General features: G+C 42.7%; 20 protein-coding genes. 5 read left to right on the top strand and 15 right to left on the bottom strand.

Annotation, left to right across the window (positions count from 1 at the left end):
* Nucleotides 1–5 precede the first annotated feature (5 nt).
* From AC19MX_RS11665 to AC19MX_RS11715, 11 genes are all read right to left on the bottom strand, one after another.
* A complete protein-coding gene (locus AC19MX_RS11665) occupies nt 6–260 on the bottom strand; it encodes a phosphopantetheine-binding protein (RefSeq protein ID WP_160051926.1) in 255 nt (84 codons plus the stop codon).
* Complete coding sequence (locus AC19MX_RS11670; RefSeq protein WP_432400469.1) at nt 238–1,131, bottom strand: lysophospholipid acyltransferase family protein; 894 nt, start codon at nt 1,129–1,131, stop codon at nt 238–240. The genes AC19MX_RS11665 and AC19MX_RS11670 overlap by 23 nt, the downstream gene beginning before the upstream one ends.
* Nucleotides 1,124–1,855 (bottom strand): beta-ketoacyl synthase chain length factor, encoded by a 732-nt coding sequence (locus tag AC19MX_RS11675; protein WP_498298219.1) that lies wholly within the window; start codon nt 1,853–1,855, stop codon nt 1,124–1,126. Before AC19MX_RS11675 ends, AC19MX_RS11670 begins: the two co-directional genes overlap by 8 nt.
* A 245-nt stretch (nt 1,856–2,100) precedes the next feature.
* Nucleotides 2,101–2,997 carry a DUF3014 domain-containing protein gene (locus tag AC19MX_RS11680; protein ID WP_498298221.1) on the bottom strand — a complete coding sequence of 299 codons (897 nt, stop codon included), beginning with the start codon at nt 2,995–2,997 and terminating at the stop codon, nt 2,101–2,103.
* 143 nt (nt 2,998–3,140) lie between these two features.
* Complete coding sequence (recG, locus tag AC19MX_RS11685; protein ID WP_498298223.1) at nt 3,141–5,216, bottom strand: ATP-dependent DNA helicase RecG; 2,076 nt, start codon at nt 5,214–5,216, stop codon at nt 3,141–3,143.
* A gap of 131 nt (nt 5,217–5,347) precedes the next feature.
* Nucleotides 5,348–5,947, bottom strand: a complete 600-nt coding sequence (locus AC19MX_RS11690) for a response regulator transcription factor (protein ID WP_498298224.1) — start codon at nt 5,945–5,947, stop codon at nt 5,348–5,350.
* Entirely contained in the window at nt 5,944–7,035 is a 1,092-nt protein-coding gene (locus AC19MX_RS11695) for a sensor histidine kinase (RefSeq protein WP_498298226.1), read from the bottom strand. The genes AC19MX_RS11690 and AC19MX_RS11695 overlap by 4 nt, the downstream gene beginning before the upstream one ends.
* A 57-nt stretch (nt 7,036–7,092) precedes the next feature.
* Nucleotides 7,093–7,773 (bottom strand): tetratricopeptide repeat protein, encoded by a 681-nt coding sequence (locus AC19MX_RS11700; protein WP_432400457.1) that lies wholly within the window; start codon nt 7,771–7,773, stop codon nt 7,093–7,095.
* Between the two features lie 192 nt (nt 7,774–7,965).
* Nucleotides 7,966–8,895 carry a calcium/sodium antiporter gene (locus AC19MX_RS11705; RefSeq protein ID WP_432400455.1) on the bottom strand — a complete coding sequence of 310 codons (930 nt, stop codon included), beginning with the start codon at nt 8,893–8,895 and terminating at the stop codon, nt 7,966–7,968.
* Between the two features lie 142 nt (nt 8,896–9,037).
* Complete coding sequence (locus AC19MX_RS11710; protein ID WP_432400453.1) at nt 9,038–10,693, bottom strand: AMP-binding protein; 1,656 nt, start codon at nt 10,691–10,693, stop codon at nt 9,038–9,040.
* A 412-nt stretch (nt 10,694–11,105) separates the two neighbouring features.
* Nucleotides 11,106–11,489, bottom strand: a complete 384-nt coding sequence (locus AC19MX_RS11715; protein WP_432400451.1) for a RidA family protein — start codon at nt 11,487–11,489, stop codon at nt 11,106–11,108.
* Between the two features lie 254 nt (nt 11,490–11,743).
* On the opposite strand from AC19MX_RS11715, the gene AC19MX_RS11720 reads away from it, so the two are divergent.
* Nucleotides 11,744–12,952 carry a hypothetical protein gene (locus AC19MX_RS11720; protein WP_498298228.1) on the top strand — a complete coding sequence of 403 codons (1,209 nt, stop codon included), beginning with the start codon at nt 11,744–11,746 and terminating at the stop codon, nt 12,950–12,952.
* On the top strand, nt 12,949–13,755 hold the full coding sequence (locus AC19MX_RS11725; protein WP_498298230.1) for a hypothetical protein: 807 nt from the start codon (nt 12,949–12,951) through the stop codon (nt 13,753–13,755). The genes AC19MX_RS11720 and AC19MX_RS11725 overlap by 4 nt, the downstream gene beginning before the upstream one ends.
* A 52-nt stretch (nt 13,756–13,807) precedes the next feature.
* Here AC19MX_RS11725 and spoT read toward each other — a convergent pair whose 3' ends face one another.
* Genes spoT through gmk form a run of 3 tightly spaced genes read right to left on the bottom strand, consistent with a single transcriptional unit; the run spans nt 13,808 to nt 16,892 of the window.
* Nucleotides 13,808–15,916 carry a bifunctional GTP diphosphokinase/guanosine-3',5'-bis pyrophosphate 3'-pyrophosphohydrolase gene (gene spoT / locus AC19MX_RS11730; RefSeq protein ID WP_432400449.1) on the bottom strand — a complete coding sequence of 703 codons (2,109 nt, stop codon included), beginning with the start codon at nt 15,914–15,916 and terminating at the stop codon, nt 13,808–13,810.
* 13 nt (nt 15,917–15,929) lie between these two features.
* A complete protein-coding gene (gene rpoZ / locus AC19MX_RS11735) occupies nt 15,930–16,208 on the bottom strand; it encodes a DNA-directed RNA polymerase subunit omega (protein WP_188957460.1) in 279 nt (92 codons plus the stop codon).
* Nucleotides 16,209–16,268: 60 nt separating this feature from the next.
* Nucleotides 16,269–16,892 (bottom strand): guanylate kinase, encoded by a 624-nt coding sequence (gene gmk / locus AC19MX_RS11740; protein WP_498298232.1) that lies wholly within the window; start codon nt 16,890–16,892, stop codon nt 16,269–16,271.
* 368 nt (nt 16,893–17,260) lie between these two features.
* On the opposite strand from gmk, the gene AC19MX_RS11745 reads away from it, so the two are divergent.
* The 3 genes from AC19MX_RS11745 to yjjG all read left to right on the top strand — a co-directional run bounded on the left by AC19MX_RS11745 (nt 17,261) and on the right by yjjG (nt 20,586).
* Nucleotides 17,261–18,553: a hypothetical protein gene (locus AC19MX_RS11745; protein WP_498298234.1), complete on the top strand. Its 1,293-nt coding sequence runs from the start codon at nt 17,261–17,263 to the stop codon at nt 18,551–18,553.
* A 113-nt stretch (nt 18,554–18,666) separates the two neighbouring features.
* The gene (locus tag AC19MX_RS11750) at nt 18,667–19,734 is read left to right on the top strand and encodes a phosphotransferase enzyme family protein (protein WP_498298235.1); all 1,068 of its coding nucleotides are present in this window, start codon (nt 18,667–18,669) and stop codon (nt 19,732–19,734) included.
* 159 nt (nt 19,735–19,893) lie between these two features.
* On the top strand, nt 19,894–20,586 hold the full coding sequence (gene yjjG, locus AC19MX_RS11755; protein WP_432400441.1) for a pyrimidine 5'-nucleotidase: 693 nt from the start codon (nt 19,894–19,896) through the stop codon (nt 20,584–20,586).
* Between the two features lie 117 nt (nt 20,587–20,703).
* On the opposite strand, the gene AC19MX_RS11760 is transcribed toward yjjG, so the two are convergent.
* On the bottom strand, nt 20,704–23,298 hold the full coding sequence (locus AC19MX_RS11760; RefSeq protein WP_498298237.1) for a penicillin-binding protein 1A: 2,595 nt from the start codon (nt 23,296–23,298) through the stop codon (nt 20,704–20,706).
* Between the last annotated feature and the right edge of the window lie 14 nt (nt 23,299–23,312).

Consider the following 23,312-nt stretch of genomic DNA (forward strand, 5'->3'; position numbering starts at 1 on the left):
GGCTCCTAAACACGTTGTGATTCAATGAAGCTAGCTAAGCTAGCAACGCTGAAAAAGTGTGCTTTAGTTGCGTCCGAATTGGCTTCAATTTTGACGTCGAATTCTTTTTTTATCGCTAGACCCAGTTCTAGCGCGTCAATAGAATCTAAACCTAGGCCTTCACCAAATAGCGCTGCATCAGTATCGATATCATCAATGGTGACATCTTCTAGGTCTAAGCTGTCAATAATCAGCTGTTTAATTTGGTTGTGTAAGTTCATTATTTTGTTTCTTATCAGTATGGCTATCAATAGGGTTTGATAGGCTGTTTAAATAAAACTGTTGCAAGTCTCGGGTAAGTTGCCGAGCCATTTTTGCTTCGTTACCTTGGGTAATCTTATAGTCATGGTGCAGTACGCGGCTACCGATTTCAACTGACATATTGATGGTTTGTCGTGGTATTTGGTACCAGGCTTGTTGTTTTGTGAGTCCTGGAACATCAGTGCGTAAAACTACAGGTAAAATATCACTTTGGGTACGGATGGCAATATTTGCCGCCCCGCGCGCAAATGGGTTGATAACACTGCCGACCAGTGTGCGGGTACCTTCAGGAAAAATCACTAAATTTGTCGTGTTAGTTAATACTTGCTTACAATCTTGCAGTAATAATTTAGCACTGCGATTAGGAATATAACCGACACTGGAGAGTACACCTCTTATAAATGGATTACGCCATAAACCTTGTTTAACAATACAGCCAGCGTTGGGCATTAAGCTAATTAATACCACTACATCAACCAGTGTCGGATGATTAGCAATAACGATATGACCTTGAACGTGTTGTAACAAATGCAAATTTTTAGTGCTGACATTAATGACGCCAGCACCACTTAACATGGCAACAAAACCTCTAAACATTAAACTCACAGTACGTTGTACCCTTGCGGTACGCGCTTGTGGCGTTCCTGGCCAATAGCGCAATATTGGCAATATGGTTAATGAGCTGAGTAAACCACCTAAACCAAATGCGGCATAACACAGTACCCCTGCTATCCATCTTGGGATATACCTCAGCCCCGTTAGCTTGGTTGCTACAGGTTGAGTGGTATTAAGATGATTGGCGGGTTGTGCCGAATGCGGTGAGTTAACCATGATGCTCTAACGACCAATACCAATGGCATAAATATCCTTGGATATTTTTTGCTAGTGCGATGTGGTGTATAAGCTCACTTAGGCTGATGTTATAAGGTTTTTGCGCGTTAAGCGGGCGATCAGAGAGCGTTAACGTGACACCCTTTTGGGCTTCAATATCAGTGGGTGCGAGGTACAGACCAAACGCGATAGGCAATTCAACTTCATGAATAAATTCGCTGTAAACCGGCGGAACAGGGTCATCGCCAAAGATCATCAAAACAGGGGTTGGGTCTTGGGCCAGTTGAGCATAGGTTTCAATTAAGGCTTGCGGCAGGGTTTGTTCGCCTGCAGCGATAGAGGTTGAAGCGGCGGTGTTATGATTGACAATGCCAAAGATACCGCTGGCAGTATTATGCACCGATTGGCTAAAGGCCATAGGTGATAATGCTTGTTGTTGAGTAATGTCTTTAAGTAGGCCTAGCGTTCGTGTGAGCTCGCCGTGGCGAGAAGAAAACACACTGCGAGTTTGCGCGGCGACCTGACAATCATGTGCGGCTGATAGCATCATTTTAGTTAAACGGCTAAATCGACGACGCTGCATGGCTGGAATATGCGGTAAGGCAGGGGAGGCTTGGTTTGCGGAAACCGTGGTGTTTGGCAATTGCCAATGCTGCCAACTTTCAATGGTTTGAAAGTCTGGTGACCATGCGCCCCATGAGAGAAGTTTAAATGTTAAGTGCACTACTTTGCCTCGATATCCGCCTAGCTATCCTTATCTAAGTATTAACCATCATCAGCTAATAGCTGAGCATGTGTTAACGGCGCTAATTGTACACCCAACAAGGGTTGTTTAAGAAGTCACACAACAGAAAAAACGATGTTTAGACTATTTGTTAAGCGTATTGGTTAAAAAATTGTTCAAAAAAATAGCGCAGCTGATTTAGCCGCGCTATTACAAAGGATTTTTTACTTTATCCCGAATAAATATTATTGTGCTGGAAAGCTAGTCTGTAGCTTTTTGACCGCAGCTTTAATTTTACGAGTATTTTCTGGCCCCATACGAATTAATAGCTTTTGCGCATTCGGCAGCGCTTCTAGGTTAGGATCGGCATAGTGATAGTTCACTGTAACAGAAGATAATTCAATTGGGTCTTCAATAATTGGCGCATCAGCAACCATCGTAAACACTGCTCGCATACGCTTATCAAAATCAACGTCACTGTAACCTAATTCGGTAAAGGCTTCGGTAAACAAAGGTTTAAGTTCTGTATAAGTGGTGACTAAATCTTTTTCGTTCAAACCTGCAACAAAGTCTGCATATAAATCATAACGATGGTAACTGTCTGGATTTAAAAATATTTTATTGGTTATTTCGCTAACAGAAAACTCTGTTTCTGGGCCCTTTAATGGACTGGCTTTACGCACCAACTCACCTTGAGCGAGGTTATCAACAAACACTACAAATTGGCGAGCAATGTCTTTTTTCAAAATCATTGGCGCAATTTTCATTCCGTTAGCGATGGCTAAGGTTTTACTTTCGATAAAGTCATCTGACTCTATTAGCGCCGGTAATGGCTCAACGGCTACAGGTGTTGTCCCAGTCGTTTCAGGCTCGCCTGAAGGCACAACGTCATCCTCTGTCGTGGCGGCTGCTTGTTGCGGTTCTTCAATGGGAGTTTGTTCAATCGGCGTTTCGGGTAATGCTTCTGGTAGCTCAACCGGTGTCATTACAACAGGATCAAACTCTTCACTGTTGTCACTGGTAAAATAAAAATAGCTACTGGCAGCAAGCAACGCGATAACCGCAATAGCAATAAAGGCTATATTGGTACCTGATTTTTCATCAGTTTGAGGGGTAATTCTATCTTCTTCATTAACTTGCATTTCAATTCCTTGGCGTGTTTGCTATCGATATAAATATCTAGATGGAGTCGAAAAATACTGCGTCATACCATTTTGCAATATTCAACAGCGTTGTCTAGTGGTAACTGGTGATAATCGACAATAATTCATTTTTAGATCAAGCTTTACGCTTGGACGTACTGTTGGCGATCGCCTAACCATCGCTGAATGATGGCATCGATGTTTTGCGGCGCTTGCTGATTTATATGAACCGCTAACTTTTGGGTCGGGGCAATGAGGTGTTGGTCACGAATTAAATCGGCAATTTTAAGATCGGCCAATCCTGTTTGTTTCGTGCCAAGGACTTCACCTGGGCCTCTGATCTCTAAGTCTTTTTGTGCAATAACAAAACCATCATTACTGTCTCTTAGCACGCCTAAACGCTTAGTGGCGGTTTGCGACAAAGGTGCTTTGTAAAGTAATACACAATGGCTGGCTACTGAGCCACGTCCTACTCGCCCTCTAAGCTGGTGTAATTGAGCAAGGCCTAAACGTTCTGGATTTTCAATAATCATTAAGCTGGCATTGGGCACGTCAACGCCGACTTCTATGACGGTGGTGGCCACCAATAAGTTCAACTCGCCTGACTTAAACTGCGCCATGATTGCTTGTTTTTCAGCGCTTTTCAGTCGGCCATGGACCAAACCCACCTTTAACTCGGGCAATGCGATACTCAGTTCTGCTGCAGTGTCTTCTGCCGCTTGGCATTCTAATACTTCAGATTCTTCAATTAAGGTGCATACCCAATAAATTTGGCGGTTATCGTTTATGGCGGCATGCCTAACGCGTTCAATGATTTGCTCCCGGCGTGTATCGGCAATGGCCACCGTGGTGACAGGTGTTCGCCCAGGCGGGAGTTCATCAATAATCGACGTATCGAGATCGGCATAGGCTGTCATGGCAAGAGTCCGCGGTATTGGCGTAGCTGTCATGATTAATTGATGCGGATGAAAACCCTGACTGATGCCTTTTTCACGTAATCCGAGCCGTTGGTGCACGCCAAAACGATGCTGTTCATCAATGATGATTAAGGCCAATTTATTAAAGACAACGGCTTGCTGGAATATCGCATGAGTGCCAATAACCATTTGTGCTGCGCCAGAGGCGATATCTTCAAGTGATTGAGCTCTGGCTTTGCCTTTAAGTTTGCCTGCTAACCAGCCTACTTTGAGGCCTAAAGGTTCAAACCATGTGGCAAAGTTAGCTGCGTGTTGTTCGGCCAATAATTCAGTGGGTGCCATCATCGCCACTTGATAACCATTTTCTATTGCTTGCAGTGCCGCTAAGGCTGCTACTAAGGTTTTACCCGAGCCAACATCGCCTTGAACTAGACGCATCATTGGCCTTGGGTGTTGGAGATCTTGGTTGATTTCAGCAACCACTCTTTGCTGCGCACCTGTAGGCGAGAAAGGAAGTTGAGTTAAAAAGGGCTGTAACAGTTGTCCTGTGGCTGGCATGGCAATGGCAGCGTCTTGATTGCTGCGTTGACGTAGTTGCAACATGCTCAGGTTATGCGCGAGCAGTTCTTCTTGAATCAACCGTTGTTGAGCCGGGTGCTGGCCTTGTTCTAATTCATATGGCGATACTGAACTCGATGGACGGTGCAATGTATGCAGTGCATCGCGCAGACAAATATTATTGGGCTGCAAATTTGCTGGGAGTAACTCAGGTAAACCGCCGTTATCTAACATGATTAATGCTTGCTCGGTCAGTTTTATCCAACTGGCTTGTTTAACCCCTTCGGTAGTGGGGTAAATCGGTGTCAGTGTATCGCTGAGTGTGATGGTCTCTCCAGCATGGATTATTTGATATTCTGGATGGACAATTTCTTTGTGGTGATTGCCGCGACGGATCTCGCCGTAAGCTCGAATAATCGCACCATGTTCCATTGCATTTCGTTGTGCCATCGAAAAATTAAAAAAGCGCAGACTCATCATACCGCTATGGTCGCGGACATTGCACACTAACATGCGCCGCTTGCCTTGCATGATTTGAGTCGATTGAATTTCAGCTTCGATGGTACCGTAAGTGCCAGGCGGTAATGCTGCAATGGGATGAATTTGAGTGCGGTCTTCGTAACGCAGCGGCAAATGAAACAGTACGTCTTGTACTGTCTTAATACTTAACTTGGCGAGTTTCTCAGCGACCTTTTTAGCAACGCCTTTAAGGTCAGTGATTGGAACAAGATCCAGTCGTAGCAAATTTTGCGCACCTACATTGATGATTAAGATATAAAAACAATTGTGATTTCAGGCTGTAAAACCATAATCACTGTAATTATATACATGTGTTTAAGGTATCTTAGCAGAGTTTGATAACAAGGCAATATGCTTTACAACCAGCCCTTCTGTTTCGCTATTCTCGCAGCATCAATGCGATTGCTGGCGCTAAGCTTATTAATGGCTTCAGATAAGTAGTTACGCACAGTGCCTTCAGCAATAAAAAGTTGGGCGGCAATATCGGCAGTAGACAGCCCTTCGCTGGCTAGGCGTAACGCTCGACGCTCTTTGTCATTAAGCGGGTCTATTTCACCGATGGCGCTAAACGCTAATTCAGGATCGATGACACGTTTGCCTGCCATCACTTGTTTAATGGTGCTGATAAGCTCATCCGACGGCGCATCTTTAAGTAGAAAACCACTGACGCCATACTCTAAGGCTCGCTTGATGTAACCTGCTCGGCCAAAGGTGGTTAAGATAATCACCTTGGTTTTACTGCTTTGCTGTTGTAACCATTGGCTTAATTCTAAACCTGATTTACCGGGCATTTCTATGTCTGTTAACAGTAAATCATAATGTTGCTTTTTAAGCATTGCCATGGCTTTATCGCCGTCTTCCACCTCTGTGATATTGATATTATCTGCGGCGAGAGTCAGTAGGGCGGCCAGTGCGCCACGGACCATGGCTTGATCTTCTGCGAGTAAAATATTCATGTTGTCTCTGTTAGTGGCAAAGTAATGGTGACGATAAATTGCGGGCTCAATTGATACTTTACATCGGCGTGTAAAATGGCGGCGCGCTCTTTTATTCCTTTGAGGCCGTTGCCTTCAGTAAAGGCATTAATCGCCGCGTTTTCGATATAGTTTACTAGCAGGTTTGTTGGCTGTGTGTGGATTGAAATAGTGCAATGGTCAGCTTTGCTGTGCTTAATGGTGTTGTTTACCAATTCGGTTAGCATTAGACACAGTTGCGATTCGGTGAGGTTATTTAATGTTGGCCATTGCCCCTCAATAGTCACCGCGACAGATTTGTCTCTTAGTGTTTGTGCTAGCGTATTAATGGTCTGGCTTAAGCCTTGGTGTTTGTAATTTGTCACGGTTTGGCGAATTTGACTTAAACAGTCGCGTGTTATTTGGCTCACTTGATTGATTTGTTGCTGAGCCATGTCAGTTTTACCTGCTGCAATGAGTTTATCGGCCAGTTCTGCTTTTAAGGCGATAGCGGCTAAATGGTGCCCCATGACATCGTGCAAATCACGTGCAATTCGTTCGCGCTCTAGAGCGGTTGCGAGGTGAGATATTTCATCTTTAGACTGTTGCTGTTGGCGTTTTATGCGTTGGCGATTTTGCTCAATCACTCCAAATATACCCACACCCAGACAAATTCCCATGCCATATAAGGTAAAAAAGTAACCTGAGTAGCCTATGCTGATATTGAGGGTTAAAAGTAGAAGGCTAAGCGCGATAAAACTCAATATTGCCGTACGAAGTGAATAAAAAAAGCCAATAAAAAAACAGCTAAAACTGAATAATGATATGGCGCCACTGCTGACGAATGACGATCCAATAGAGATGATAATCATGAGTGCGATGGGTTTAATAGCTTGCTGTTTAGTGCCGTTGTAAGCCCAGAAATAGGCCGCAATAAATGGCACGAGTAATACGACCGCAACTGAAATCTTTAGCCATTGACCAGCCATAAAATACAATGGAATAAAATAAAACCCAAGGTTAATCAGGTATATCCAAGCGGTTTTTTGCTCGTAACTTTTGTGATTATTTGTTGATAAATCCGATGTCATGATGCCTCCTAGCGCAGTTAATCATAGAGTAACTGCGCATTAACTCAAGTGTTGGCATTATTGCTTAACGGCTTGCTGGCTGAGTAAAAATTTAGCCCAGCCATATTGCGGGTCAATATCTAATGCTAGTTGCCAGTCTTGCATCGCACCAGCCAGATCACCTTGCTCTTGCTTGGCTAATCCTCTCCATGTGTAGGCTTCTGAGTGACCCCAACAAATTGTTTCACAGGGTTGCTCATATTGTGTAATCGCCTTGGTGGCTAAGGTTTGCGCTTTATTAATCCCGCCGCCAAATACGCTGGGGGTATAAAATGCATTGATTGCTTTTACCAAACTTACCCGTGGATTATTGGGGGCAAGCTTGGTTGCTTGTTGCAATAATAGCGCTGTTTTCATGCCGTATTCGGCGCCCTTGCTATTATCAAGGGCTATTTGCATTCCATACACCGCGGCGAGTAATGCTTGAGAGTCTGCTGAGGCTTGTTGTGTTAACAGGGCTTCTAAGGTGTCTTGTGCTTGGGTTAACGACTTGGCCGTAAGGGGGCGCTGGCCGATAATGTTGGCTGTCACAGCTAAACGATAATTTGCATAGGCATGTTCATAATCATGGCTGTTTTCGCTTAATTGAGTGAGCTGAGTGACATCCATTGTATTGGCAGCGTTATCGATTTCATTGATATCAGCAAATGCATTGTGACTGGCTAAGGTAAGGCTTGTAATAAGTAGTAAGGTTTTCATGGTTATCTCCTGGTTAACCCAACCAAGATGAGGCTGGGATAGGTCTAGTATGGAGAAACGCAGATGTGAATATCAGGCACAAAGGTCATCAAAACAGGGTGACAAATGTCATATTGTTGTGCAAATAAAAAAGGCCAACATTACTGTTGACCTTATTTGATTTATTCAATAGACGTCAAATAAGTGAGTTGATTACACCACTTGCATGACTAAATAGCTGGTATAGCCTAGGTATCCCGCGAGTAATACGCCGCCTTCGCGGCGGCCAATGCGTAAGCCACTCCAGGCAAAAGGTAGGACCATAAAGGCGAAAATGAGCATCGCGATAAAGTCTATTTCATTAAAGCCAGCAGCAGACACCGGATGAATTAATGCGGTCGCTCCTAAAATACCGAGCACGTTAAAAATATTCGAGCCCACAACGTTACCAATAGCAATGTCGCTTTGACCTTTTAACGCAGCCATCACTGAGGTGACTAGCTCGGGCATACTGGTGCCAATCGCCACAATCGTTAAGCCAATGATGACTTCACTAATACCAAATTGTTTGGCTAAATCGACTGCGCCGTCGACAAATAGAATCCCTCCACCCACAAGCATGGCTATGCCTACAGCTATCAGTAATACTGAAATGAATGGTTTTTGTGGGCTAGTATCTACGTCTAAATCTTCTGGATTATTTTTGGAACTGATATAGCTAAAGCCTAAATAACCAAGGAGTAAGCTAAATAAAATGGCACCGTCTATAAAGCTAACATCGCCATCGAGTAATAAAAACCACACTAAAACAGATGCGGCAATCATGATAGGAATGTCACGTTTAACCATTTGTGATTGCACGGTAATAGGGCGTATCAGCGCAGTTATCGCTAGAATAAGGCCAATGTTGACGATGTTAGAGCCCACGACGTTACCCAGTGCAATACCTGGATTACCGGCAAGAGCTGATTTTACGCTAACAGCGAGTTCAGGAGCGCTAGTACCAAAGGCAACAATGGTTAAACCAATGATAAGCGGGGCAATACCTAAACGCAGTGCAACAGCACTAGCACCACGCACTAATGCCTCAGCGCCAAAGGTTAAAATAATAAAACCGCCAATAATGGATAACGCAATTAACATGATTATGTCTGCCTTGTAAGGGTAAGCGGCGCTACATTAGCACTGCCTATTTAATAGCGCGTATATTGACAGAATATGTCAAAAAAATACACGCTATTAGCGTGTATTTTTTTAGTCTATAAATGCAAAAAATCATTGCAAATTACAACTCATCTTCCCAGCGAATTTTTGCTCCGCGAACACCGTCGACTTTCGCGCTAAATGCTTTTTCAAGCACGTGACGTTTAATTTTAAGCGTTGGGGTTAACACATCATTTTCGATGGTCCATTCATCATTTACAACAACAATAGCATCAACATGTTCATGTGACTCTAAATGTGGATTAACGCTGTCGAGAGTGGCTTTTAATGATGTTCTGACTTCTTCGCGAGGTTGCAGTTTTGAACCTTCAGATAGTTGGACTAACGCTATAGGGTGCGGTAAACCGGAACCAATAACACAAATCAATTCAACGTGTGAGTCTTGAGCTAACTTACGCTCAATTGGCACTGGCGCAACATACTTGCCTTTCGAGGTTTTAAAGTTGTCTTTAACTCGGCCGGTGATTTCGATATAACCGTCTTCGTCAATCTCACATAAGTCGCCGGTATGGAAAAACCCATCTTCGGTAAAGGCAGCAGCAGTAGCTTCTTCTTGAAGGTAATAGCCACTCATCAACCCCGGGCTTTTAACTAACAGTTCACCTTGTTCGGTTCTGCGTACTAGGCTACCTTCAACTGGGCGGCCTACTGTACCAATTTTATTGGCATTAAATGGATAATTGATAATCGAGTAAGCGCTGTTTTCTGTCATGCCCCAGGCTTCACAAATATTCAGGCCGATGGAGTGGTACCATTGTATTAATGATGGTGGAATTGGCGCTGAACCCGAGCCATTCAAGCGAGACTGATCTAAGCCTAAGCCTTTTTTGATTTTGCGCTTAACAATGCTGCTAATAATGGGCAACTTAAGTAATGTTTTAAGCTTTTTCTCACCAATTTTATTAATAATATTGAGTTGGAATACGGTCCATAAACGCGGCACTGAGAAAAACACTGTCGGGCGGCAACGTTGAATATCATCAACAAATGAATCAAGACCTTCGACAAAAGAAACCGTAGAGCCTGAATAATACGATGAGCCTTCAATTGCGACTCGCTCAGTAATATGCGCAAGCGGTAAGTAAGACAGCAGACGATCTGTGGTATTGGTTTTTAAGTCGCGAACTACAGCTTCACATGCCCAAGCGTAGCTAGCAAATGTTTGAATGGCGCCTTTAGGTTTGCCCGTTGAACCCGAAGTATAAATGAGGGTCATCACCTGGTCAGTTGTTGGCAGAGGCTCATCAACTAATGGCTGCCCAAGTGTTAACAGCTGTTCCCAATGGTATTGGGCTGGCATTGTTTCATAAGGCATTGCTAAGCGTAGGATTTCGCCTCCGATAGCGGCTTCTTGTTCTGCCCAGTGATCGAGTTTACCGGTAAATACAGCCTTAACTCCGCTATGCTCAACAACATAACGAATGGTTTCAGCATTAGCTGTCGGGTAAATAGGTACACTAATATAGCCACCGTACATTAGTGCTAAATCGACAATGAACCACTCGGCGCAGTTTTTAGACAGCACGGCAACCTTGTCGCCACGCTCTAATCCTAAGTGACGAAGAGAGCCCGCAATTTGCTGCACTTTTTGTTGAACTTCGCGCCATGTTAAATCTACATATTTGCCGCCAACTGGCTGACGAAGGTAAACACTATCACCTTGTGTTTCTACCCAATGAGACAACATCTCAACAGGAGTTTTAATTAAATTTTCCATAGGCACTTCCATATTCTTTATTGTTATTTTGGCTTTCTTACTGGTCATATTAATGAGCTGAATCGTTCTAACGTCTCAAGCTTGGTTAATCTAAAGCGACTTTGTTTTGGAGGATCGCGCTTTAGCATTTAATATCACACTCTGCCTTCTAGCCTTCGTCTTGGTTAACGCTAATTTATAATTCCCCAGCATGACCAAACAGTTAATGCGTTTGATATTAGTCAGTTTAGTATGGCCATTTTTGTGCGCTGGCGCAAACAGTTTGCACAGTATGTGTGCAGAGTCACGCTGTAATTACGTTATCAGAATCTGTTGAATAAACAATAGGTATTGAGCAATTACTCTACAGTGAAAAGCCACAGGCAATAAAAAAGGCGCCCAAGGCGCCTTAAAAAATAGCAGTAAATTCTGATTAAATTTCCATAATGCCATCCATTTCAACCAATGACCCTTTAGGTAGTTCTCTAACGCCAATGGCAGCACGCGCAGGGTAAGGTTGTTGGAAATAACGACTCATTATTTCGTTTACAGTCGCAAAATGAGATAAATCAGTTAAGAAGATATTTAACTTAACGATATCACTCATTTTTCCGCCGGCAGCATCACATACAGCGGTTAAATTTTCGAACACTTGTACAACTTGTTCTGCAAAATCATCGCTTACCATGGTCATGGTTTTTGGATCTAACGGAATCTGACCTGAAAGATAAACGGTACTGCCGACTTTAACTGCTTGAGAATAAGTGCCAATAGCTTGTGGTGCTTTGTCGGTTGCGATGATAATTTTTTCAGCCATGTTGTGTTCTCTTTATGGTATTGATTGGTAAAAATTACTAGTTAATATATCTACTTAGCGCTGTTTGAGCAAGCCATCTTAAACAGTTTAAATACTATGACTAACGTCTGACCTAAATTGATATACATGAGCTTATTGCTAACTCATTATCATCAAGTATTACTTACTTTAATAAAACCAGTCATTTGTAGCTATATATAAAATAGACAATCCATTTTATGATACACAATTTATGTATATTAAGGATGACTAGCATGACATGGAAGAATAGCGGTACAAATAAAAATGCATTACAACCGAGTTCCCCTCATAGTTTAATGGGTTTAGACCATCAAACAGCATTAGAGCATGGACTGCGATTACCGGTTGACTTTAATTACCAAAAAGTTGAATTTGCCTATCAAGCATTTGTTATGCTGCAAAGCCTTAATGATTATGACCGACAGCAGGTGATTAAAGAGATTCAATTTATTAGCCTGCACCCAACAGCAGCCTCGTCAGTAAAACAAAGCCGCAATCCCTTTAGGCATATGCGTCGTACCAATATTCCCTTCCGTAATTATCATTATTTTATTGACTACAAAATAGCCGCTAACGGCCAAGTGCAAGTCACCGATATATTATTTGATCAACAATTATATGGTAAGAAAGATCGCCATACAGATGAGCGCACCATGTTATATCGAGTAGAAAGAATTGGCTCAGGAGCGAAATACGATGGGGCAAAAACGGAAGATGAAATTATAAAACTAGCTACCGAATGGGGGGACGCAAAGCCTACTACTCGAGTAAATACTGCCCATGCAGCAGTTAATGGTATGTTAAATGAATTTACTAAAGCGCAGTGGCTTATGGGTACCCATTTAGATACAGCCTATCAAAATGATGCAATTAAATCTTATACTCTATTTCATAATCCCAGTGATAAAGCTGTGCGGGATCTCATTGAATGCACTTTTGATAAAAGTCAGAGTAATACTTCTCACAACGCCCAGCATTTGGCGGCAGTGCTGAAACAAAATCAGCAATTGGGTAAAAAGGTTAAATGGGTCGCCCACAGCCAAGGGGCGATTATATTTTTATCTGCGTTGCAATATTATCGAGTTAACTACCAAGGATCGTTAATAGGTCAAGAGCTAGCTATCCATGGTAGTGGTGCTAATGTGGCAGAGTTACAACAAGCCGCTAAATTAGTAGGGTTAAAAACTCATGAACCACGAAATAATCCGTTTGATGTGGTGCCCAATATTGCCGGTCAAAATGATCTGTCAAAAAGTAGTTTTGCGCGGTCGTTAAAATTTGCCAGAGCATTGCTAGGCTCGCCTGGCGTAAGTCCGCATACCTTGCCATTTTTAGGGGTAAAAACCTATCACCAGCAGCTAGTGATGCTAGGTGATGATAAGCGAGCTGCATATGTTAAAAAATATATCAATCAAGCAGAACAAATGAATCAACTATTATGAAGAAATTACTCATAGCGTTATGGCGAGGTTTTGTTGGCGGTGCAGACTTTACTCAGCTAGTCACTGAGCGGTTTATTTTAGAAGATAAGCTGTTGAAAGTAAATATCCCTATCAGTAATATAGTTGCTCGACAGTTACCTAAAGAGGTTAATTATCCATATAGAAATAGGCATTGGTTTAATACGAAGCAAGAGACTCACACCCATGAAACTTATGTGCATATCTATTCTCGAGTTTGGATATATTTACCCATTATTGGTATTCTGCCCAGCAGTGAGTATGGCATGTTAAGCAGTGTATTTAGAATAAAAAAAACCCCTGAAGGGATAAATGCTCTAGATAATCAAGCGCTTGGCGCATCGCTCAATAGAGAATATGATGAATATTATAATCACCCTGAGCCTGGTGAGAAAGCTAAAGGTAGTAATACTAGGATAAGGCAAGAAATGAGTAAACATAAAACTCTTTCAGATGATGTAATGGCTATTCAATTGGAAGCAGCAATAAACAATGGTGGTTACCCAAAAATTCCAGATGCTACTACGGTAAAAATAAATGGTATTGAATGGGTGTTTCATCAACTCGTAAAACCTCATTCACGCAGTCGCACCGACATGTATTGTTTAGGTTTAGATGAAAGACATTATTTAGTGGTACGTTTTAATCATCAAGTTGATCGTTCTGACAAGCATAAAAAGTGGCGTAAGGCGGCCAATCAAACCCAACAACGAGTGATGGAGATGGTGTCATTAACTGATTATGTGGATGAGCCGCCGCAAAACTTATTGGAAAGTAACGTTTAAATTTTGATGTGGATATTCCTGAGATGCCAATTTTGCACATCTCATATCATTTCTATCTATTGCGTGAGGTACGTAGCACTTCAGGTAAAACACGTATTCTGCGCATGACGTTGGCAAGATGCACACGATCTTTAACTGAAATACGTAAATTAATCAAATACACACGGCCATCGCGTTCTTCGGTACTGAGGTTATGAATATTGGAACCTGCAGAGGCAATAATCGACGTAATTTTCGCGAGAGCACCTTGATGATTTACAATTTCAACACGAAGATTGGCTTGGTATTCAGCACCTTCTACGTTGTCCCAGTGCACTGAAATGTACTTGTCTGGTTCACCTTGATAGCCACGTATATTGGCACAGCTTTCCATATGAACAACCAGACCTTTGCCTGGGCTCACATGAGCAATCACTGCATCACCAGGGATAGGGCGACAACAATTGGCGTAAGTGACCAACATACCTTCAGCACCACGGATTGGCATTTGAGGTTTTTCTTTGTTGTTATCATGCGAATCAAACTGCTCACCAACTAAACGCTGGGCAATCACAATGCTCATGGCATTGCCTAAGCCAATATCTGCTAGCAACGAGTCTAAAGATGTGTGTTTGGTTTCTTTGATCACTTTCTCAAGTAATTCGGCAGGTATGGTTTCTAGCTTGGTATCACCCAAAGCATGATTTAATAACCGTCTACCGAGTGCTATTGCGTTATCACCTTTAAGGCTCTTCAATACTTGGCGAATTTTGCCACGCGCTTTACCCGTTACCACAAAGTTTAACCATGCTGCATTAGGACGAGCACCTTTGGCGGTAATAATTTCAACCGTTTGCCCTGAAATAAGCGGTTGGCTTAATGGGTATGCCTGGCGATTAACGCGTGCGCCAACACAGGTGTTACCAACATCAGTATGAACTTCATAAGCAAAATCGACTGGGGTTGAATTCACCGGTAACTCTAAGATGCGACCTTCAGGGGTAAAGACGTAGATTTCTTCTGGGAATAATTCGGTTTTAACGTTTTCAACAAACTCAAATGAGCTACTCGCACTTTGCTGTAACTCGAGCAAGCTTTGCATCCACTTGTGAGCGCGAACTTGAGTGGTGTTTTGTTTTGTCGCATCGGTATTATTTTTATACATCCAATGCGCAGCAACACCTTTGTCGGCCATTTGGTCCATTTCTTCGGTGCGGATTTGCACTTCAACTGGAACAGCATGCGGGCCAAATAATGAGGTATGTAACGATTGATAGCCATTGGCTTTAGGAATGGCGATATAATCTTTAAAGCGGCCAGGGCGAGGCTTGTAAAGGCCATGCATTGCACCGAGCACACGGTAGCTGGTATCAATAGAATCGACAATAACTCTAAACGCGTAGATATCCATAACTTCTTGAAACTGAAGCTCTTTACTGCGCATCTTACGGTAAATAGAATAGAGGTTTTTCTCGCGACCTTTGACTTTAGCGGGAATTCCGGTTTCTTCAAGACGAGATTCGATAGCCGATTCAATACTGTTGATCAGCTCTTTGCGATTGCCTCGTGCTGCTTTTACCACATCGCGTATAACCCGATGTCGCATGGGGTAATAAGCTTGAAAACCTAAATCTTCAAGTTCGATTTTGATATTGTGAATACCTAATCGGTTAGCTATCGGCGCGTAAATTTCTAAGGTTTCACGAGCAATACGACGACGCTTGTCTGGACGAAGAGCCCCTAGCGTGCGCATATTATGAGTGCGGTCAGCCAATTTAATCAGGATAACTCGAATATCTTGAGTCATGGCCATCATCATTTTGCGGAAGTTTTCCGCTTGGGCTTCTTTTTTGTCGCGAAACTTAATTTTGTCTAGCTTAGATACACCTTCGACTAATTCTGCAACCGTAATACCAAACAGCTCAGTTAACTCTTCTTTGGTGACGGGGGTGTCTTCAATGGTGTCGTGGAGCAAGGCAGCCATAAGCGACTCGTGATCGAGACGCATGTCTGCCAAGATGCGGCTAACCGCAACTGGATGGGTAATATAAGGCTCGCCACTTGTGCGCATTTGCCCTTCGTGGGCATCACGCGCAACCAAATAGGCCTGCTTGAGTAATTCTACTTGTTCCGGCTCTAAATAGCTGGACGCTGACTCTTTTAGACCTTCAAACAGATACAAGTGGCGCTACTCCTTATAAAACGCGGCCTTCTGCAATGGCTGCGACAGCGGCAATTTCAGCTGCTTCACGTTCACGAACAGTTTGGCGCTCATCAGCATCTAAAGTGTTTGAGGTGACTAAACCTAATTCGATTTCACGTAAAGCGATAACCGTTGGTTTATCATTCATCTCATCAACCATAGGGTCTTTACCTTGCACAGCGATTTGGCGTGCGCGACGCGCTGCAACCAGGATCATATCAAAACGGTTGCCGATTTTGTTTACGGCGTCTTCTACAGTTACGCGAGCCATGTGTTGAAACTCCAGTGTTATCTATGGGAAAAAATGACGCAAAATTGTACACTATGACAATTAATCTGCCAAGAGATCAACAAGCATATCATTGTGGGTATGCTGCTGACTAGCACAGGTTAGCCTTTGGCTGCGAATAATCGCGGTTAAATCTGCCAACGCGCTATCAAAATCATCATTCACAATCACGAATTCATATTGTGAAAAGTGCGACATTTCTGATACTGCCTGCGCCATACGTGAGTCGATGACGTCTTGGCTGTCTTGACCTCGGCCCGTTAAGCGGCGTTCAAGCTCGGCTTTTGATGGCGGTAAAATAAACACCCCAATAGCATCAGGCATGAGCGTTTTAACTTGTTCGCCACCTTGCCAGTCGATATCTAAAAATACGTCGATACCTTTTGCTAGCGTTTGTTCTATTACGGTTTTTGATGTGCCGTAATAATTACCAAAAACTTCAGCCCACTCAATAAAAGCATCTTGTGCGATTAATGCTTTAAATTGCTCAACATCGACAAAATGGTAATGTTGGCCGTTTACTTCGCCTGGGCGAGGTTGGCGAGTGGTATGCGACACAGAAACCTGTTTATCGCTGGGTTTATCTTTTAACAGTGCCGAGATAAGAGACGATTTACCTGCGCCGCTAGGGGCTGACACAATAAAAAGATTTCCACGAGTGCTCATAAATTGGGTTTCTCATCCGAATATTCATTAAGAAAGCTTAATATTATACTCGTTAATAGTAAGGTTATGCTAGCGCTATAAACCTTTAGAATTACGTCTAGTAAGTGTGATGCAATAATTGAAATATTGGCATGGGTACTAAGATATGATTTCAATAAAATAATTGCTTAAAACACACGTTGGGTCTGGCTTTATAGGATAAATTCTGTAGGCTTTGCGCTATTGTGTGAAATGGCTAGTTGTTGTGTCTTATTTGCCGCGTTTTCCAGCATTGTATCTGTTGTTTTTGTGGCATTGCATAAGGTTAATTCACTGTATTTATGATGTTTTGTATAACCCAACTCAGTAAACCAATATAGGAATGTTTGATGTTAGTAAAAACCCTGCTGTGCCGCGAAGGTCGTGACACGGGTCTAAGGTTAATGGCCATAGTATTTGCGGCATTTGCGTTGTTGAGTATGACAACCATAGTCTTTCCTGCAAGTGTCATCATTTTGATATTCACCTTAATGTCATTACCTGTTGTGGGTTTGTCTGCAATGCGTCGTTTATTTGATGCAAATAAAACCCGTAAATTGGCGATTGTGTGCTTATTACCTGTATTACTCTTTGGTCTATCGGCCTATTTTATGGCGCCATTTGGTGCGTTAGCAGGTTTATTTTTATTTGGTTTGGCTTGTGGCGCTTATTTGAGTTTTTTACCGAGCAAAAATCAAATCCAGTATGTACTAGGTTATTACGGCCCAGATATGGTTATGGCGTCTGTTCCTAGTGCTATGCATCGCCGTCAAGATCCAGTGATGAAAGGCCAAGCGTTAATTACGCCATCCTCAACGGATGCACCTATTAATGCATTTGAACATGTGTCACATGACCATGCGGAGCAACATAATAACGTTGTGCAGGCGGTTGCCGCGAGCCATTCAGTCGTTGAGGATGAGACTCACAACGTGATGACGAATACTGACTCTATGCACGATGAACCATATATGCATGGTCATGTTGACGATGAACCCGACGGCGATATGTTTTCAACTAACCGTGAACGCAGCCATCAGCCATTATATGTCGATCAAGACGCATTAAAATCAGGGTCCATTACTGAGTTGGCTAAATCGTGGATTAATGTGGCAAAGTCGCATCAGGTAAAGTTGATTCTGGTGGGTAAAATTTTAGCGGGTATAGCGGTTGTTTGTTTAGTCATTTACCTTGTGATGTTAGTGGTCAATGCTTTTTCAAATTCAGATGATGAAGGCGAGTTACAAATGACTCAAGGTGTCATTGAGCCTATGAGCATGACCCGGCAAATGGTTAAACTGCCCGACGGTTTTTGGCTTGCTCTTGAAGGTGATGTGCTTATTTTGCGCTGGTTGGGTGATGCCGGTGATGCACAGAACTTATGGCGTTTAGCCAGCGCTGTTGGAGATAAAACCTGCGCAAATCTTGAATTTAATGATGGCAGTCAATTTAGACCCATGACAGTCGACTTAGTGGCTGATGGTGCGACAGAAGCCCGATTTACCCCGCTAGATAAAAGTGTCATGGTGAATCATGTGGCATTGCGTGGGAATTTCAAATTGTGTGGCTATGAATTCAGCCTTAAAGGCAGCCAAGCAGCATTAATGCAAAACGCGCAGTTTGAATCATTATTGAGTCAATAGTGTGTAGCGTTATTGTTTGTATGCCACCGCTTGAGAAGCCTCAGTACTAAGTGTCCAAAGCGTTGAGTAAGGTAGGGCTAATAATCGATGGCAATCTCAGATGGAGTGTTTGATTGATTGAGTTTATTAGGCAAGTTGTGTTGCCCCAATTTGGTATTGATGCGGCTAGTGCAACCATTAGCCGCCTTGGTAATGGCCATATTAACCACACCTTTTTGGTGACCGATTCGGTTAGCAAGATAGTGCTACAACGAATCAATACGTCAGTCTTTACCTTGCCAGATGTCGTAGTGAATAATGCCGCTAAAATTAGTCGGCATTTATCATCGAAGCGTCAAAATAATCAGTATTCGTTACAGGTTGTCAGTCCCGTGGTAACACGCTCTGGCGCGCTTGGGCTCAACTTAGATGAGCAAGGCTTTTGGCGCGCGATTGATTACATCGATTATAGCCATACTATTGAAGTGGTGACTCAGGCGCAGCAAGCCGAAGTGGCCGCTTATGCTTTTGGTCATTTTGCAGCCGTGCTCAGCGATATGCCCTCCGATAGCATTGTTGATGTTATCCCCAACTTTTTAAATCTACCTCTGCGTATCAATCAATTAACTCATGCGGTGACAGGTGATCCCCATAGCAGATTATCAGTGTGTCAAAAATGGGCTGATTTCGTGTTGTCGCAAACAGACATTTTGCTAATGTTGGCTGACTTTGAAGCAAAGTTGCCTAAGCGAATATGCCACAATGATACCAAAATTAATAATATGCTCTTTGATAAACGCGATATGTCTAGCCTGGCTATTATTGACTTAGATACTTGTATGTCTGGTTATTTAATGTATGACTTTGGCGATATGGTGCGGGCATTTTGTTCTCCAGAACCCGAAGACTCAACCGCACTTAATCATGTTTACGCTCGGCCTGAGATTATTATCAGTGCTACAAATGCCTATGTAAAAGCGCTAAACACAATTATTACCCCGTTAGAAAAACAAAGCTTGTGGTTGGGTATTAAGGTGATGGCCTTAATGCTGGGTACACGTTTTTTAACTGACTATTTAAATGGGGATGTTTATTTTACTATTGCACATCCACAACATAATCTAGACCGCGCAATAAACCAGTTAACTATCTATCAAAGCCTAATTAAACAAGAGCCGCAATTAATGCCTTTATTTAGTTAACCTCAGCTTGGGGTAAAATGTTAGATATAGAGCTCTAAATGTCAAACTTGGTCAATTCGATAGCAAACTAAAGGGCAATTTGATAGCCGTTTATTAGCCCGAGATGAGGTTAGTTAACTCAAGTTAGCTTTTATGTCATAGAAAAATAAGGTTGTTTTGATGTCTACTTTACTAAATAAGTATAAATGGATTTTATTTGACGCAGATGAAACGTTATTTCATTTTGATGCTTTTGCAGGATTGAAATTAATGTTTTCGCGTTTTGATATTGAATTTAGTGCTAACGATTTTACGCTTTACCAGCAAGTTAACAAACCACTTTGGGTAGAATATCAAAACGGTTTAATTACCGCTGCGCATTTGCAACATACACGTTTTAATGAATGGGCAAGTAAGTTATCTGTGACGCCTCAACATTTAAATAGCCAGTTTTTAGCGGCAATGGCTGATATTTGTCAGCCGTTACCTGGTGCGCGCGAGTTAGTCGATTCATTAACCGGTAGAGTAAATTTAGGTATTATCACGAATGGCTTTACCGAATTACAAAGTATCCGCTTAAGCCGCACCGGGTTTCAAGATGCGTTTAGTCCAGTGGTTATTTCTGAACAACTTGGTAAAGCAAAACCAGATGTTGCCATCTTTAATCATGCATTTAGCTTAATGGGTGAGCCAGAGAAGCACCAGATACTGATGGTGGGTGATAACCTGCATTCAGACATCTTAGGGGGTAATAATGCCGGTATTGATACCTGTTGGTTGAATCATCATGGTGCCGCGGTGAGTGATGATATTGCGCCGAGTTATCAAGTGAGTAATTTGACTGAATTACACCAATTGTTGCATTCAAATTAAACTATTCGTTAATCATTATTTAAGGCCAATGAGTGCGCCGCTTGAAGATAGTGATATTAAGAAAATAAAAAAGCCATTCGACTGAATGGCTTTTTTATTGAGGTCATTTACAATGACTTATTGGAATAAATCTTCTGCAACATTGTCGATAAAGATATCGCCATTTAGTTGGGTATCTGGGACGTACTCTTTAGGTTCGGTCCCTTCGACAAAATATTCAAACTCGGTTGTATGATCTGTTTTGCGAGTTAATTTACCTGTCGCTAAATCTATCCGTGCAGACACGATTCCCTTTGGTGGAATAACCGCATGTTCAGTTGTTCCAGCAAGCGCTTTATTCATAAAGTCATTCCAGCCTGGACCTGCTGTTTTGGCTCCTGCTTCACCACCTGAAATCTGGTCTGGCTCGCCGTTTGCTACCCAGCTTGAACGACCTAGCTGACGGCCATGGTCATCAAAACCAACCCAGAATGTTGCTGTTAAGGTTGGATTGAAACCACTAAACCATGTGTCTCTAGCTTCGTTTGTTGTCCCGGTTTTACCTGCGATATCATGACGTTTAATCAGTTTCGCGGCGCGCCATGCCGTGCCGTTCCATCCAGTTCCGTGGCTCCAGTCGCCACCACCCCAAATAACACTCTTCAGCGCTTCAGTAATTAAGAATGCGGTTTGCTCTGAAACCACCTTTTTAGCAAAGCGTGCATTAGGGTTACTACAGACGTTTTCTTCTGCGTTCATTAATGCTGTTTGTGTTTCTAACTTATCAGTATCTTGAGTCGCAAAGGGTTGCTCTATTTCCGGTTGAGACAACTCATCAGCCATGGCCGCAAACGGGTCTTCAACTTCGACTGCCACTTGAGCAGTATCTTGAGGCATATCGCATGCAATAGTAGGTATGGTTTGCTCAATCATATTGTCATAACCATCAGTAACATGGTCAATAAAATACGGTTCAACCAAATAGCCACCATTTGCAAATACGTTAAAGGCGGTTGCGACCTGTAGAGGCGTTACCGATGGCGAGCCTAACGCTAAAGATTCATTGCGAGGTAAGTCATTAGGATCAAAGCCAAATTTAATCAGCTCTTTAATCGTGTTATCTAATCCGGCATGACGCATTGCGCGAACGGACATCACGTTGATTGATTGTGCTAATCCGACACGTAAACGCGTAGGACCGCCATAAATATCAGGTGAATTTTTAGGACGCCATGCAGTGCCTTGACGAGTATCAGGCTTGTTAATAGGCGCATTGTTAATAAGCGTTGCCAAGGTGTAATCTTTTTCAAGCGCGGCAGCATAAATAAACGGTTTAATGTTTGAACCAAGCTGACGTTTGGCTTGTGTTACACGGTTAAACTGGCTTTGGCTAAAGCTAAAACCTCCGACCAATGTTTTGATTGCGCCGTTATGCGGCTCAAGTGAGACCGTTGCGCTAGAGACCAATGGAATTTGCGATAGTTGCCAATGCTTACCGTTGTTGCGGATCCAAACTTGTTGGCCTGCAGTGAGAATGTCGCTTGCTTGTTTTGGTGGCAGACCTTGGCGTTTGTCGCTAATAAATTTGCGCGCCCATTTTAAGCCTTTCCATTCTAAGCTGATGAGCTGGCCATCACTATCTAATACCTGTGCTTGTTGTTCACTGACATTCATGACGGCAGCAGGAATAATGCCTTGCATTGATGCTGTACGTTTTAAGGTATCAATAATCTCATCACGTTGTAATGGACTATCAGTCCATAACTCGGCTGCAGCACCACGGTAGCCGTGGCGTTGATCGTAGGCGAAAACATTATCGCGTAAAGATTCTTGGGCCATTAACTGCAAGTCAGATGAAATGGTGGTGTATACGTTATAACCGTTAGTGTAAGCGGCTTCTTCACCGAATTTTTGGATCATGTAATCACGCGCCATCTCAGAGACATATGGTGCGTATAAGTCAATTTCTGCGCCATGATATTTAGCCGTTGATGGACTGTTTATGGCTTCTTCATACTCGGCCTGGGTAATATTACGTTTTTCTAGCATGCGGCTTAACACCCAATTGCGGCGTGTCATAGCGCGTTCAGGGTTTCGTATTGGGTTTGCAGCCGATGGCGCCTGAGGGAGGCCTGCTATCATTGCCATTTCAGGTAGTGATAATTGGTTTAGCTCTTTGCCGTAGTACACTTGCGCTGCAGCACCTACGCCATAAGCACGGTTACCTAAAAATGAACGGTTTAAATAAAGGGCTAAAATTTCCTTTTTGGATAATGCTTTTTCAATTTTTAAAGCTAAAAAGATTTCTTTTACTTTACGAATATACGTTTTTTCATTCGATAAAAAGAAACCTCGGGCAACCTGTTGCGTAATCGTACTCGCCCCTTGGCTTTTTTTACCTGTGGTTATCAAAATGGTGGCAGCACGGATAATCCCAATAGGATCAATACCTCTGTGTTCAAAAAAACGGGCATCTTCGGTATCAAGTACCGCATTAATTAATTGCACTGGTACGTCATCATACTCAACTGGAATACGGCGCTTCTCGCCAAACTGAGAAATCAGTTTGCCGTCCTGGCTGTATATTCGCAGTGGGGTTTGTAATTGGACCGTTTTTAATGAATTAACATCGGGCAAATCGGGCAGCACATAGAAGTAAGCTGCAGCAATAGCAGCGATTCCTAAAAGTGATAGGCTAAAAAAGGCAATCAATAAACGTTTAAACCACTTCACTCGATAATTCCAAG

This window comes from Shewanella sp. MF05956 (assembly GCF_059758055.1).